Genomic DNA, 14569 nt, shown 5'->3' with positions numbered 1-14569 from the left:
TTTGAAACCCGGAGCAAAATATCCACATTTTCCATCCGTCCCCTGCGGAAACTCTTCCTATTTTCCCATTATTACGGTATACTAAAAAACGTGCATTCACTGTTTTCCAGATTTTCTTCATGATCTCAAGATACACATGGTGCATTCACATACTCCCACATATATTATTTTCTCGAAAGGACACGTACATGACAATTTCCCACCCACTCACAAGACTTCAGAAGTTCCGGCTTCTGTCTCTGATCCCTATTTATTTCATGATCGTCGGCCTGTTTTTGCAGCCTGTCACTGAGATCATCCCCGGTCTCATCACGATCATCAAAGAACCGGATTTCCTAATCACAGACTACTTTCTGATCGGCGGGATCGGGACTTCCTTTATTAACGCCGGTCTGCTGACTCTTCTTTGCATCTGGACGATCTATTTTCTCGGAATGGAGATGGACGGACACACGATCACGTCGAGCTGCCTGATGTTCGGGTTTTCCCTTTTTGGAAAGAACCTTTTAAATATCTGGGCAATTCTTCTGGGCGTATACCTCTATTCCCACTATCACAAAAAACACATGTCCAGCTACATTTACATCGGTTTTTACGGCACCAGCCTGTCCCCGATCATCACGCAGATCATGTATATCTCGGATCTGCCCTATGCAGTCCGGCTCATTGCAAGTCTCGCGGTCGGGCTCATCATCGGTTTCGTGCTGCCGCCGTTATCCACCCATGTCCACTATGCGCATAAGGGCTACTCGCTCTATAACGTCGGATTCTCCTCCGGTATCATCGCCACTGTTATCGTATCCGTGCTGAAATCCTTCGGGATCACCACCGAATCCCGCCTGATCTGGTCTGAGGGCAACAACCAGCTTCTGTTTGCGATCCTCTGCGGTCTCTTTATTGCCATGATCGCAGCCGCGTTCCTCTTTGGCGGAAAGAACGTTGGAGACTCTTACTGGAAGATCTTATCCTGTTCCGGGATCGGCGGAACCGACTATCTCCGTGACAACGGCGGCGCTGCAACCGTCCTCAACATGGCGCTCAACGGGCTGTTCGCAACAATCTTTGTTCTCGGAGTCGGCGGCGAGTTAAACGGACCGACGATCGGCGGGATCTTCACGATCATCGGCTTCTCCGCAACCGGAAAACATATCCGAAACATCGCTCCGATCATGTTCGGCGTTCTCCTCGCAAGTTTTACGAAACACTGGACCATCAATGCCCCGTCACCGATCCTGGCGCTTTTATTCTCGACCACATTGGCACCCATCTCCGGAGAATTCGGTGTGTTTGTCGGACTTCTCGCCGGATTCCTTCACTCCTCCGTCGCCTTAAATGTCGGAATTGTGTATGGAGGCATGAATTTATATAATAATGGATTTGCAGGTGGAATTGTTGCAATTTTCATGGTCCCAGTGATCCACTCGATCATGGATCGACGGGCGCGGGCGAAGGAGGATGTTTCCCTGTAAGAAATTGGGGCAAAAACCTCGGCTGGCATCTGCCATGAAACAACGTAACCATTGTATTGCTTCGAATTTCCTGCCCTCAAGGCCATTGCTGCGAACGATACAGACTGTAAATAAGATTTTATATAGAAATGATAATGAATAACAAGCAACCAAAAACGACTCCTGCATTTTCATCAGAAAATGCTTTCAACAACAACCGATCAATCTATCTTCGCCTGCTCGCCTGGATTCCGGCACTCTTTGTCGCCGCCGCGATCTTCTGGTTCTCCTCAAAGCCGGCCGTCGAATCCACGGAAATGAACGATTCCGTGAGCCGACTGATCCTGCTGATCGGGGCGAAACTCGGTTTCTTCCGCGGGAATCCGGCACAGTATGCCGAACTCATCGAACTCATGAGTTTCCCCGTCCGGAAAACCGCCCACATAACGGAATATCTTGTATTTTACTGCACCGTCCGTTTCGGACTTCATTTTACATACCAGCCATTAAATATGAAACGCCGTCTTCTCACCGCTCTCGCCATCGTCTTCCTCTACACCTGCACCGACGAATTCCATCAGCTCTTCGTCCCGGGCCGCGCAGGACGGTTTACGGACGTGCTGATCGACTGCTTTGGGTGCGCAGTCGTAACGCTTATTTGTACAATAAAAAAGTCTTCTTCCCAGCGATGACCATTTTGCTGACATCAGCAAAATGGTCATCTGTTTTTATTTCATTATTTTCTTATCGCATAAAAATGGGAGTCCCACATTTCAGAGACTCCCGCACCAAACAATCTTATTTTATTTTCATTCGCTTCTCTACATCTGCAAGCAACGGCATCGATGGAATTCCACCGAAATTTTCTACACATAGTGATGCCGCTGCATTTGCAAATCCGGCATATTCTACCGCCATATCTAATGTAATTTTTTTGATGGATTCATTTGACTGACTGAGTTTATAAAGAAATGTTCCCCAAAATGCATCTCCAGCTCCGGTCGTATCTACCACATTACTTTCAAATCCGGGAACTCTCTTTCCGCCTTCTGCATTTGCTATATATGCGCCGTCTTTTCCAAGGGTAACTGCTACAAGTTTTACTCCCTTCTCCATCAGCACTTTTGCAGCCTGCTCCGGTTTCTTCTCATCTGTTAGAAGTTCTGTTTCCTCATCCGAAATTTTCATTACATCCACAAATGGAATCAAACTTTTCATTTCGCGCTTTGCTGTTTCCACATTCTCCCACAACGTTGCTCTGTAGTTCGGATCATAAGAGATGACTGCGCCTGCTGACTTGGCTGCCTTTATTGCTGCAAACGTAGTGCTGCGTGCCGGTTCCGACGTCAAAGACAGAGAACCAACATGGAATATTTTCGTGTTCCCAAGAATTTCCATATCCAGTTCTTTCTCTGTGATCTGCGTATCTGCCCCTGGCTTTCTCGCAAATGAGAAGGTACGTTCTCCTTCCGGTGACAGATCCACGAACGCGAGCGTTGTAAAATATCTTTCATCCAGGATAAAGCCTCTCGTATCGATCTGTTCCTTCTCTAAAATCTCCTTTAAAAACCGTCCATGCATATCCGTTCCGGCTTTTCCCAGAAATGCGGTTTTTGCCCCAAAACGAGCCGCTGATGTCAACGCATTCGCCGGCGCTCCACCTGGATTCTGTGCAAATAGTTTTTGTCCGTTTCTGCCGATTCCCTGATACGTAAAATCAATCAGGATTTCACCCAGTGCTGTTATATCGTACATGCCTTCTCCTCCATAAATTTTACTCTCTCCAGAGCTGTCCCGGACAAGTAGTCATTTCCTCCGAGAATAAGCCTCTCAATTACCGGATGTCTCTGGACAGAAAGTTCCGGTAAATCATGAAATTTATAAATCTCAATTACCGTCTCACCGGCAGCAACCATACAGCAGAGAATCGTATGTCCGTCCACATGATTTACAACCGGATCAAAGCACGCGGTGAATCCCAGATTCTCATAAAATTGAATTGCAGCAGACAGGTCTGAAACCTGTAGTCCCACATGTTCAAGACCACAGATCGGTGTCCTGTTCGGCGGAATCTTTTTGTGCAGCTTCTGGCTGACCTCTATCGTAAATCCATATCCCGATATAATGTTGAAATAATTCATTCCTGTTCCATATACTTTTCCACTATACCGCGGTCCTCCGTTTTCTCCGAGCTGCAGATTTAATCCCCGGCTTTCGCAATATGCAATCGCCGCCTCGATGTCATGTGTCTCCAACGCAATATGTCGGAATCCCAGACACATATCATCCGGCCCGTATTTGTCTGCGAGATGTTCCCTGTCTTCTCTTAAAACCAACCGGAAATTTCCATTACGCAGACAAATCATCCCTTTATGTTCTTCTTCCACAAAAAACAAATTTTCACAAAGCCATCTTTTCGCACCGGGCACATCTTCTACCAGAAGCTGCACTCCCCAAATGTACCTGTCGCCCATCCACTTTCACCTCTATATTCTCTGTCAGCCTGCCTTCTCTGTTGTTTTTCTGTTTCAGCCGTCATAGCGGATACTTCCGTCTTCATTTCTGCGGAAATGGCACATAAAGTGATCCCACGTAAGCTGCGCCATTTCTGCTGTGTATGTATGCGGGCAGCTTCGAATGACTGTAAAGCACACCATCGGAGCATGATTTTGATCATACATTACCAATGTATGATATTTTCCATTATCGTACCAATTCTCAAACCCCGGTTCTACTCCGTTGCTGTGGCAGTAATTTTCAAGTGTTGCTCTCGCAATTGTACCCGGATCCAGCGATACGGAAGCGATGTCATATTCTCCAAGCATAAACCATACCGGTCTCTGTGCGCAGCCTTCCAATGGCCGTACCTGTGGATCCCACCCGTCCATTGCCCCGGTTGGAGCAAAAGCTGCAAACCGTTCCGGGATCCTCCGCGCCAGTTCCTGCGTCATATGTGAACCGTTAGAATGTCCTGTCACATAGATCCTGGATGGATCAATCGAATATGTCTTTTCCATGTAATCCAGCATTTTCTCAAAATAAGGCACCTCATCATGAAGCGGAACTCCCATTGATTCCAACGCCCAGTGCGGAACCGGAAATTTTGCCAGTCCGTCATTATAAGGATATGCTGACGCAAAGCATACAAAGAAACCTCTCTCTTCTGCAAGGCGATACCAGTCACTGGTACGTTCAAAATATTCTGCATTGCAGGACATGCCGTGAATCGCCACAACGAGAGGATACTTTTTTCCATCTCCAGATCGATATCCGGACGGAACATAGATATCCCAATATCTTGGCAGACCTTCTACGATTTGTTCTACTCGTACAACCCCAATCTCCTCCTGCGTTCTCATAGGCCTTAAACAGTTATTTCCAAAACTGCCCCAGCGTGAAAACCGCAGGACAAATTTTATCATTTCTTCATTAAGTGTTTCCCGTGATACCTCACTCACACTCTCGGAATTTCCAAGCCATGCCTGTGCAACAGGCTGTGCATTAACATAATACTGTCCGCGCTCCGGCTGCTCCAGATAAACTTCTCCATATGCATTTGCCAGACCTTCTTCTTTAGCCCGAAGAATCGTCTTCATATATTCGAATGTTTCCTTTGCTTTTCCACTTCGGTCAATCAGGAATCCGGGAATCGCAATATCTGTTTTCTTTAATGTCAAATCTCCATCCGATGGAAGTTTTCCGAGTATCTCCAGCAATTCAGGATCTACCGCACAGTTTCCATCAGCCGCAAAAGCTGCAAACGTCGCACTGTACGTCAGTGCAAATGCCGCGGCAATTTCCGCACCGGCACCGAATCCCATAACATACATATAGGATTCACAGATATCGACTGTCAGCCGCTGCACAAACTCTAATGTGATGATCTCCCACGCATAATCAAATTCTTTATCAATCTGTTCTCTGTCCCATTGGCTGCTTTCAAATACTACCAAAGCTGTATGATATTTTTCCGCCAGCGCGATCCAGTTATCAGAATGAATAAATGCTTCCGCGTTCGTCCCATTTTCCGGGAATACAAAAATCCCTGCTCCCTTTGAGATCATTCCATCCGGCACATAGATTGCATATTTCCGCTCCTGACCATTTATCACGATCGTTTTTTCTGTAATTCCAAGATTACACTGATAATACGGGCTGCTATGATTTAATTTATCTTCCGGGATCGGCGGAAACAATTCTCTGTGTCTGTTCCGTTTCGGCGGGTGATATTCTGTTCCTCTTGGTGCCCGTGGCATTAAGATCGATCGGTTATTTTCCGGGCTAAAATGAAAGCTCTCATATTTTCCCATAATCTTTACCTCTTCCTGCATTGCAGCAGTCATTATCCATGATATTGAATACTTCCGTCAGCCTCTCTTGTAAAATGGCATAAGAATGTATCCCAGGTAAGCTGTGCCATCTCTCCGGTATATGTATGCGGGCAGCCTTTCATGATCGTATATCGGATCATAGGAACATGATCCTTATCATACATCACCAACGTATGATAAATTCCATTATCATACCAGTTTTCAAATTGCGGCGTCATATGGTTTGCACGGCAGTATGCTTTCAAAGTCTCTCGGGCAATACTTCCTTCCTCCACTGACGGAGAAGCCATATCATACTCGCCCATCATAAACGCAATTGGGCATTTCATATGATCATCGATCGGTTCGATTGCGTCCGCCGACTTGCCGCCCAGTGCACCCGTCGGCCCAAATGCCGCAAATCGTTCCGGCATTGTCCTTGAAAGCCTCTGTGTCATCCGTCCGCCATTAGAATGTCCGACCGCATAAATCCGTTTCTTATCGATCGGATACTTTTCTTCCATATCATCCAGCATTACCTTGAAATATTCGGATTCGTCCACACCTTCCTGATCGATCGGCCAAACACACCAGCCTGGAAGTGGAAATCTGCTTCTCCCTACATTTCTCGGATACGCGGCTGGATAAACTACAAAAAATCCACGTTCCTCGGCAAGCCGGTGCCAGTCACTTGTCTGTTCAAAATATTCCGGGCTGCAGGAAAATCCATGAATTGCTACAACAAGCGGATATTCCTTTTTGTCATCCGGCCTATAGCAGGAAGGTACATAGATATCCCAGTACCTTGGCAGTCCTGCGATTTCTTTCTCTACTCTTATTACTCCGATTTCCTCCCAGCTTCTCTTCGGCCGCAGATGGTTATTTCCAGATCCGCCCCACAGGGAAAAACGAAGGACAAACCGAAGCATTGCTTCATTTATTTCATTCTGGTCAAATTTCTTTGTACTATTTTCATCCGCAAGCCATACCTGCGAAATCGGCTGCTCGTTTACATAATAAGCTCCGCGTCTCGGCTGCTCCAGATATACGCTTCCATACTGATTGATCAGATTTTCTTCTTTCACGCGGTTGATCTCTTTTATATACTCGAATACAGCTTCAGCATTTCCCTTCTTATCAATGAGAAATCCCGGCATTGCAATTTCTGTTTTCTTCCATGTATCAATTCCATCGGACGGTAATTTTCTCAACACATTAAGGAGTTCTGGATCCACGCTGCAGTCTCCGCATACCGCAAATGCCGGAAATGTCGCACTATATGTAAGCGCAAACGCGGCAGCTATGCCAGCGGCGTCCCCCAAACCGATCGGATAGAAAAACGACTCACAGATATCGACCGTTGGTCTCTTACTGAATTCGTGATAAACAGTCGTCCATGCATAGTCAAATTCTCTTTCAATCTGTTCTTTTTCCCACTTCGGGCTCTCCAGGATCAGCAGCGAGACAAGATATTTATCTGCTAGTTGTTTCCAGTTTCCTGTCTTTATAAATTCTTCTGCTGTAACACCACTTTCCGCAAAGATCACTGCGCAGGCACCTTTTGACCAAAGATTCTGCGGTGCATAAAGTCCATACGGCCGTTTTGCGCCTTCCAGTTCTATCTCCTTCTTGAAAAATCCGGAATTCAACAGGCTATATGGAGCTCTTCCCTTCAGTACTTCCTCCGGAATCGGTTCAAACGGGTTTACAAGCCTGCTGCTGTCCACATGATACTCTGTTCCTTTTGGAATTCTGGGCATCAGCATCGAACGGTTATTAAGCGGACTGAAATGAAAGCTCTGATATTTTTCCATGATGACCTCCCTGTTTATCCAACTCACAACTTTTAAAGAGAATTGATCTCACGAACTCTGCAGCAGGATACAAAATGGCCCGGTTTGATCTCCTCAAGTTTCTGTGGCTTTCTGCAGTTTTCTGTCGCATAAACGCAGCGATCTGCAAACCGGCATCCCGGCGGCGGGTCGATCGGAGATGTGATCTCTCCCTTTAATACGATTCTTTCCTTTGGATGCAGAATATCTGTTGTCGGAATCGCAGACAAAAGAGCTTTTGTATACGGATGAAGCGGCTCCGCAAACAATTCTTTTGTCGGACTTGTCTCTACCAGCTGTCCAAGATACATAACAGAAATATTATGTGAAATATGGCGTACTACAGACATATTATGCGTAATAAACATATATGCAAGTCCATGTTCTTCCTGCAGATCCATCAAAAGATTTAAAATTTGTGCCTGAATGGAAACGTCCAGTGCGGATACTGGCTCATCACATACGATGAACTTTGGATCCAGAGCCAACGCTCTCGCAATTCCTACTCTCTGTCTTCTTCCGCCATCCAGTTCGTGCGGGTAGCTCATCTTGATTCGTCTCGCAATACCCACCATATCCATCAGACGTTCTGTCTCTGCGTCTACATTCTGCTTGTCGCATTTTCCACTAATTAAGAGCGGTTCCTTAATCGTATCCTCGACTGTCATTCGAGGATTCAGGGATGAATACGGATCCTGGAAAATGATCTGAACATCACTTCTCAATTTTTTCAGTTCCTGCGGTGTCGGATTTGTAATATCTTTTCCATTAAAATGAACAGATCCCCCCGTACTCTTCTGAAGATGGATGATCGTTCTTCCAAGCGTTGACTTTCCACAGCCGGATTCTCCTACAACACCCATTGTCTCTCCGGCATCAATATTCATCGTTACGTCATCTACCGCATGAACAGCACCTTTGGGACCATAGAAATATTTTTTTAAGTTTTTTACCTCTACAAGTGCCATACTAATCCTCCTTTTCTGCTGCTTCACAATATGGGCAGCTGCAGAAATGCCCCGGTCTTACTTCTGTCAACGGGAATTTTATCGTTCTGCATTTATCCGTCGCATGCGGACATCTCGGATTAAAACAGCATCCTGTCGGAAGATCTGTCGGATCCGGTGGGAGTCCTTCAATATTGGCAAGTCTCCGCGTATCTACAGAAAGATCCGGAATTGCTCCGAAAAGGCCGATGGTGTATGGATGCTGCGGGTGAAGGAATATCTCCTCTTTTGAACCATATTCCAAAACTTCACCGGCATAGATCACTGCCACATTGTCGCACATTCTTCCAACAACACCGAGATCATGGGTGATCAGGATCATGGCTGTATTGTATTTCTTCTTCAGGTCATCCATCATATCGAGAACCTGAGCCTGAATCGTTACATCCAACGCGGTCGTCGGTTCATCAGCCAGAAGAAGATGTGGATTGCAGGCCAGTGCCATTGCGATAACAACTCGCTGCTTCATTCCACCTGAAAACTGATGCGGGTATTCTCCATAACGTTCTCTCGGAATACCAACCATAGCAAGCATATCTTCGGCCATCTCTCTTGCGGTTTTATCTTCTCTTGTCTGATGTTTTCGAATTACTTCCGCAATCTGCTCTCCAACCTTCATGATTGGGTTTAACGCTGTCATCGGATCCTGAAATACCATCGTGACCTGTCCGCCGCGGACCTTTCTCATTGCTGCCTCGCTGAGAGATAAAAGATCCACACCATCCAGAATGACCTTTCCACTCTTGACCTTCGCCTGAGCGTCCGGAAGAACACGAAGAATCGTTTTCGCAATGGTTGTCTTTCCTGCGCCGGTCTCGCCCACAAGTCCTAAAGTTTTTCCTCTTTCCAATTCAAAGGAAACATTGTTGACCGCATGTACAACTTTTCCACCTGTACGATACTCAACAACGAGATTCTCCACCTTTAAAAATTTTTCGCTCATAACATGTCCCCCTCTTTAGTCCTTTAACTTCGGATCAAGTGCATCGCGCAGTCCATCACCAAACATGTTCAGGCAGAGAACTGAAATTGCGATAAATAATCCAGGGAAAATCAGCATGTACGGATAATCACGAAGGAATCCTCTTGCGCCTGCCAGCATTGCTCCCCATTCAGGAGTCGGCGGCTGTACGCCAAGACCTATGTAACTCAAAGCTGCCAGTTCCAGGATCGCTTTTGCAACGCCCATTGTCGCAGAGACAATCAACGGAGACCAGCTGTTGGGAATAACATACTTCATAATTCTTCTTGCGGTACTGCAGCCGATTGCTTCTGCAGCTTCCAGATACTGGTTTTCACGTGTCTGCATAACCGTTCCTCTTAAGAGGCGGACATTGCCAGGAATCGTTCCGACTGCAATCGCAATAATTGTTTTATCAATTCCAACACCGAGAGCCGCGGAAATAATGATCGTTAAAAGCATCGACGGAATTGCCTGGATAACATCCAGAAGTCTCATAATGACCGTATCGGCTGCACCACCGAAATATCCTGCGATCGCTCCAACGACTGTACCGATAGCGGTTGAAAATAATACTGCCGCAATACTGATACTTAAGGAATATCTTCCGCCGTAAAAGACTCTGGTAAAAATATCTCTTCCGAGATCATCTGTGCCAAACAGGTGCGCAGATGACGGTCCCTGCTTGATTGCCATGACGTCCATCTTATCATACTGATACGGAGAAACGATCGGGACAATGATAATCGCCAGAACCAGGATCACAAATAATGTCAGACCAAACATTGCGTTTTTGTTTCTGGACATCCGTTTTGCGAGGACCAGAAACGCATTTTCTTTTTTATATGTATTGTCCTTCGCCATCATTTTCCCTCCTTGCTCGGTTTCTTCTTTTTGCCCTGATTCTCGTAACGCGCCTTAATTCGCGGATCATTAAACGCGTAACAGAGATCAACTAACAGCATAATTACCGCGAATACTACTGCAAGCATGACAACGCAGCCACGAACGATCGGATAGTCACGCTGATTGATCGCCGTAATCATATACTGGCCGATTCCCGGAAATGAGAATACGTTTTCGATAACAATGGAACCGCCGAAAATAACCGCAAGGTTAGTTCCTGCCAGTGTAATGATCGGGTTCAATGCATTCGGGAGTGCATGCTTTAAGATAACTTCTCGCTGGGTCAGTCCCTTTGAACGTGCTGTGACAACATAATCCGCACGGATGACCTCAAGCATACTTGATCTCGCCTGTCGTGCCTGAGTGGCAAGACCACCGAAACAAAGTGAAACTGTCGGAAGTACATAATACTCCCAACCGCCGATTCCGCTTGCCGGGAACCAGCCAAGTTTTAATGAAAATAAGAGTACAAACAGCATTGCAAGCCAGAATGTCGGAATAGAAACGCCGAGAAGCGCAATGATCATGCTGATTCTGTCTCCCCAGCCATTCTGGTGAACCGCTGCCGTTACGCCAAGCGGGATTCCGATACCAAACGCTAATACCATTGAGGCAATTCCCAGAATCAGTGTTCTTGGAAGTCTCTGCATAATTTCTCCCGCAACCGGAGCACCTGTCAGATAAGATTCACCCAGATCAAAATGAAGAAATACGTCTGATAAGAACTCTCCAAGCTGCACAATAAATGGTCTGTTTAAACCAAGCTGTTCTCTCATCTCCGCAAGTTCATATTCCGACGCTGTACTCCCCAGCATGATCTGCGCCGGATCACCGGGAACCAGGTACAGAATACCGAAGATCAATGTCGCAACGAGCAGTACTACAGGTATCATCTGCAGAATTCGTTTGCCAATAAATCTGATCATTCTTCTTCCTCCCAAATACCTCTGTTTTTAGGAATCGGCGTGCCGAATCCAACTATATGGTTCCTGCACGCCGATGATTGTTGTCATGTAACTATAAAAACTGCATTGCAATTTTCATTCATTTTTATTCCATAAGCTTAGTTCCAAACGTAAGTAGATGCGCCCGGAAGGAAGTTGGAACGGATGCTGTATTTTGCACTTGTAATCTTATTCTTGTTTGTAATATAGTAGTTGTCTTTATGGAAGAGACCATAATGATAAGCTTCTTCAACCATGTACTGCTTTGCAGCATCAATGTCCGCATCGTCCTGAGAAACAGCCGCTGTCATCAGGAGATTGTCCAGTTTGTCATCTCTTACCATTGCCATGTTATGCTCTGCGTAACGTGTGCTGTTTAACTGGTTCCAGATACGGGTAATATAACCGGTTGCCCCGTTATAGGAAATATTAAGATCGAACTTAGCCGGGTCTGTCTGGTATGTATTCCAGAGAGCCTGTTCAAAGGATGTAACCTCACTGTCAATTCCAACTTCTTTTAAGTATGCCTGAATGATCTGTGCAGTCTTTACACGAACCTCATCTGTATCGCAAAGAATTGTAAGTTTCAGACTTCCATCAGCAACTCCGGCTTCCTTTAAGAGTTCTTTTGCTTTTTCCGGATTATAGTTATAATAATCCTCTGTTTTCCATTTTTCCTGGAATCCAATGTTTAAATCACTGCCATAGCAGTAAACCGGCTCACCATGGCCTTCCATAACCACATTGATCAGTCCCTGCTGGTCAATCGCGTAAAGAACAGCCTGCGCAATTTTAAGATCGTTTAACGGACTTTCTGTAGAACGGTTGATCCACATCTGCTGAATATAGTTATCGCGGGCTTCTTCTACATTAAAGTTCGCAGCACTCTCTCCGCCCTCCATAAAGCGGCTTGCATTTGAATAGTTCAGAGAGGTCGCAACATCATAAATACCGGTCTCAAGTCCGATTGCGATCTGAGAGGACTCTGTAACGAAATAATATTCGATCTTATCGACATTCTGCTCCTGACACTCAGCACGAAGATCTTCCTTCTGCCAATAGTCTTCATTCTTTACAAGAGTGAGGGAAGAACCTGTTACCCAGGACTCAACCTTGTATGGACCGGTTGCAACCGGCATGGTTCTCATGCAGTCTCCGCTGTCCTTGTATGCTTTCTCTGAAACGATCATAACCTGAGTCAGCATATTCTCAACTTCTCCTGCTGCCTCACTATTGCACACAAGTTTTACTGTATAATCGCCGGTCTTTTCAATTGATACAAGGGAACCGGTCAATGCTGTATGCTGGTTTCCCTTACCATTTTCAAGACACTCGTTAAAGCTGAATACTACATCGTCTGCGGTAATATTGTTTCCCGCTGTATCTTTAATATAATCGTAAAGTTCGATATCCCATACCGCGTTTGTCGGAGTAGATTCCGCTTCGTTCTTTGCCCAGTTTTTCGCAAGTATTCCGTAGTACTCACCATCACCACCCATATAGATCAGGTTCTCATATGTATACGCCAGAACTGTCCAACGTCCGCTGGAAGATCCCTCATCGAATGTTCCAAGGGAACCCGGGTCTGAAGTATATGCAATTTTAACAACCTTCTCCTGATCACCTGCCGGTGCTGCTGTCTCAGTTCCAGCTGCTGCCGTTGTTGCCGCCGCCGTTGTTTCCGTTGAACTGCCTCCGCCGCATGCTGTCAACGAAAGCATCATTGCCGCTGCCATAGCGCCTGCAAAAATTCGTTTCGCACTCTTCTTCATATCGTCCTCTCCTTTTTTGTTATATAGTCCCCGATGGACCATTACTCGTTCTGTCAAACGTTTGCGTAAACGTTTAACTTGTTCTGTGGCTTCATTATACCCCCGCCATATATGTATTGTCAATTATTACTAATTTACAAATACTTTTTCGCTTTTTTGTGTACTTTTTACATATTCTTCAGTTTTGCGTTATGGTTAATTTGTCTTGTTTTATTTAATTGACATCAATATTTTTGGGTGATATACTTATGTTAAACGTTTTACAGTGTTGTGAAGGGGGAATAAATGCATATGTCAAAAGTTAGTATTCGTGATGTCGCTGCCCTTGCCGGCGTATCTACTGCCACCGTCAGCCATGTCATCAATAATACCCGTTATGTAAAAGAAGAAACGAAACGGCTCGTTCTAAAAAGTATCGAAGAACTTCACTACAGTCCTGATGCGACTGCACGAAGTTTTAAGACGGGAAAGAGAAATTTAATTGCATTTATTGTACCTGATATTTCAAATCCCTTCTTTGCGACAATGATCGAGGAAGTTGAAAACGTTATCTCCAAAGAAGGCTTCAAGCTGCTCGTTATTAATACAAAGGAAACGAAAGAGCGCGAGATCGACAACCTGAGAATTTTATCCAGCGGTATTGTCGATGGTTTTGTTCTGGCCTCTACGGTTGAAAACTACTCTGATATTTCAGGAATCGTTCCTCCCAGTATTCCTGTTGTCTTAGTTGACCGCTCCCCTTTAGGCGCTCCCTATGATTCCGTGATCTCCGCAAACTATCAGGCCATGTCCGATGGAGTGGAATACCTTATAAAGAAAGGACATTCTAAAATCGGATTCATCACCGGGATTCCCCGCATTTCCACAACAAAAGAACGTCTTGATGCCTATCGCGATACGATGGAAAAACATGGAATCTTTTCTGAAGCCCTGATCCGTACTGGAACGTCTATGACTTCTCTGGTAGTTGAGAATCTCGATGCGCTTCTGGCGCTTGGCTGTACTGCTCTGGTTATTTCCAATAATATTATGGCGATTGAGACTATGATGATCTTAAATCAGCGTGGAATCCGCCCCCACCATGATATTGATCTGATCGGTTACAAAGACAGTGAACAGGCACAGTATGGTCTTCAGCATATGAGCCTGATCAAGCAGCCAGTTGCCGAAATGGGGCGCGCAACAGGAAAGCAGCTTCTGGAACGCCTTTCCCATCCTGATATGCCGATTCAAAGAATCATACTCCCAGCAGAATTTCTTCCGGTCGATTGAGTCCTCCCATTTTTATATCATTTTCTCATACATAGGAAGTTCTATTTGAACTTCCACGCAAACAAAAAAGCTTTTTCAGCATCAGTTTTATTCCTCTAAAACATGTACTGAAAAAGC

General features: G+C 45.4%; 12 protein-coding genes. 3 read left to right on the top strand and 9 right to left on the bottom strand.

All coding sequences use genetic code 11. From position 1 onward, the window contains the following. The first annotated feature begins 188 nt into the window (after window positions 1-188). Together V2546_RS07410 and V2546_RS07405 are read left to right on the top strand one after the other, a co-directional pair. Window positions 189-1469 (top strand): DUF1576 domain-containing protein, encoded by a 1281-nt coding sequence (locus tag V2546_RS07410; protein ID WP_329751964.1) that lies wholly within the window; start codon window positions 189-191, stop codon window positions 1467-1469. A gap of 134 nt (window positions 1470-1603) precedes the next feature. Next, window positions 1604-2140 (top strand): VanZ family protein, encoded by a 537-nt coding sequence (locus V2546_RS07405; RefSeq protein ID WP_329751963.1) that lies wholly within the window; start codon window positions 1604-1606, stop codon window positions 2138-2140. A gap of 106 nt (window positions 2141-2246) precedes the next feature. On the opposite strand, the gene V2546_RS07400 is transcribed toward V2546_RS07405, so the two are convergent. The 9 genes from V2546_RS07400 to V2546_RS07360 form a co-directional block, all read right to left on the bottom strand. Next, complete coding sequence (locus tag V2546_RS07400) at window positions 2247-3203, bottom strand: carbohydrate kinase (RefSeq protein ID WP_329751962.1); 957 nt, start codon at window positions 3201-3203, stop codon at window positions 2247-2249. Continuing rightward, a complete protein-coding gene (locus V2546_RS07395) occupies window positions 3191-3784 on the bottom strand; it encodes a VOC family protein (protein WP_329751961.1) in 594 nt (197 codons plus the stop codon). Before V2546_RS07395 ends, V2546_RS07400 begins: the two co-directional genes overlap by 13 nt. A gap of 192 nt (window positions 3785-3976) precedes the next feature. After that, window positions 3977-5758, bottom strand: coding sequence for an alpha/beta hydrolase-fold protein (locus V2546_RS07390; RefSeq protein WP_329751960.1), 1782 nt, complete (start codon window positions 5756-5758; stop codon window positions 3977-3979). A gap of 32 nt (window positions 5759-5790) precedes the next feature. Continuing rightward, on the bottom strand, window positions 5791-7572 hold the full coding sequence (locus tag V2546_RS07385; RefSeq protein WP_117515188.1) for a CE1 family esterase: 1782 nt from the start codon (window positions 7570-7572) through the stop codon (window positions 5791-5793). A 32-nt stretch (window positions 7573-7604) separates the two neighbouring features. Further along, the gene (locus V2546_RS07380; RefSeq protein ID WP_117551933.1) at window positions 7605-8558 is read right to left on the bottom strand and encodes an ABC transporter ATP-binding protein; all 954 of its coding nucleotides are present in this window, start codon (window positions 8556-8558) and stop codon (window positions 7605-7607) included. Between the two features lies 1 nt (window position 8559). Then, on the bottom strand, window positions 8560-9540 hold the full coding sequence (locus V2546_RS07375) for an ABC transporter ATP-binding protein (protein ID WP_329751959.1): 981 nt from the start codon (window positions 9538-9540) through the stop codon (window positions 8560-8562). A 15-nt stretch (window positions 9541-9555) separates the two neighbouring features. Continuing rightward, the gene (locus V2546_RS07370) at window positions 9556-10425 is read right to left on the bottom strand and encodes an ABC transporter permease (protein ID WP_142410662.1); all 870 of its coding nucleotides are present in this window, start codon (window positions 10423-10425) and stop codon (window positions 9556-9558) included. Beyond that, the gene (locus V2546_RS07365; protein ID WP_117515180.1) at window positions 10422-11390 is read right to left on the bottom strand and encodes an ABC transporter permease; all 969 of its coding nucleotides are present in this window, start codon (window positions 11388-11390) and stop codon (window positions 10422-10424) included. Before V2546_RS07365 ends, V2546_RS07370 begins: the two co-directional genes overlap by 4 nt. Before the next feature lie 137 nt (window positions 11391-11527). After that, complete coding sequence (locus tag V2546_RS07360) at window positions 11528-13180, bottom strand: ABC transporter substrate-binding protein (RefSeq protein WP_329751958.1); 1653 nt, start codon at window positions 13178-13180, stop codon at window positions 11528-11530. A gap of 285 nt (window positions 13181-13465) precedes the next feature. On the opposite strand from V2546_RS07360, the gene V2546_RS07355 reads away from it, so the two are divergent. Further along, window positions 13466-14452, top strand: coding sequence for a LacI family DNA-binding transcriptional regulator (locus tag V2546_RS07355; RefSeq protein WP_117515177.1), 987 nt, complete (start codon window positions 13466-13468; stop codon window positions 14450-14452). The last annotated feature ends 117 nt before the right edge of the window (window positions 14453-14569 follow it).

The organism is Clostridium sp. CM74B_53, from assembly GCF_036318045.1.
Lineage (GTDB): Bacteria > Bacillota > Clostridia > Lachnospirales > Lachnospiraceae > Pilosibacter.
The sequence above is the reverse complement of the archived record's forward strand: the minus strand, read 5'-3'. Positions and strand labels throughout refer to the sequence as shown.

Bases quoted from the DNA above. Each gene is read 5' to 3' on its own strand.
- V2546_RS07390 (WP_329751960.1), bottom strand. From the start codon at position 5,758: ATGGGAAAATATGAGAGCTTTCATTTTAGCCCGGAAAATAACCGATCG.
- V2546_RS07385 (WP_117515188.1), bottom strand. From the start codon at position 7,572: ATGGAAAAATATCAGAGCTTTCATTTCAGTCCGCTTAATAACCGTTCG.
- V2546_RS07365 (WP_117515180.1), bottom strand. From the start codon at position 11,390: ATGATCAGATTTATTGGCAAACGAATTCTGCAGATGATACCTGTAGTA.
- V2546_RS07360 (WP_329751958.1), bottom strand. From the start codon at position 13,180: ATGAAGAAGAGTGCGAAACGAATTTTTGCAGGCGCTATGGCAGCGGCA.
- V2546_RS07355 (WP_117515177.1), top strand. From the start codon at position 13,466: ATGCATATGTCAAAAGTTAGTATTCGTGATGTCGCTGCCCTTGCCGGC.
- V2546_RS07410 (WP_329751964.1), top strand. From the start codon at position 189: ATGACAATTTCCCACCCACTCACAAGACTTCAGAAGTTCCGGCTTCTG.
- V2546_RS07400 (WP_329751962.1), bottom strand. From the start codon at position 3,203: ATGTACGATATAACAGCACTGGGTGAAATCCTGATTGATTTTACGTAT.
- V2546_RS07380 (WP_117551933.1), bottom strand. From the start codon at position 8,558: ATGGCACTTGTAGAGGTAAAAAACTTAAAAAAATATTTCTATGGTCCC.
- V2546_RS07375 (WP_329751959.1), bottom strand. From the start codon at position 9,540: ATGAGCGAAAAATTTTTAAAGGTGGAGAATCTCGTTGTTGAGTATCGT.
- V2546_RS07405 (WP_329751963.1), top strand. From the start codon at position 1,604: ATGAATAACAAGCAACCAAAAACGACTCCTGCATTTTCATCAGAAAAT.
- V2546_RS07370 (WP_142410662.1), bottom strand. From the start codon at position 10,425: ATGATGGCGAAGGACAATACATATAAAAAAGAAAATGCGTTTCTGGTC.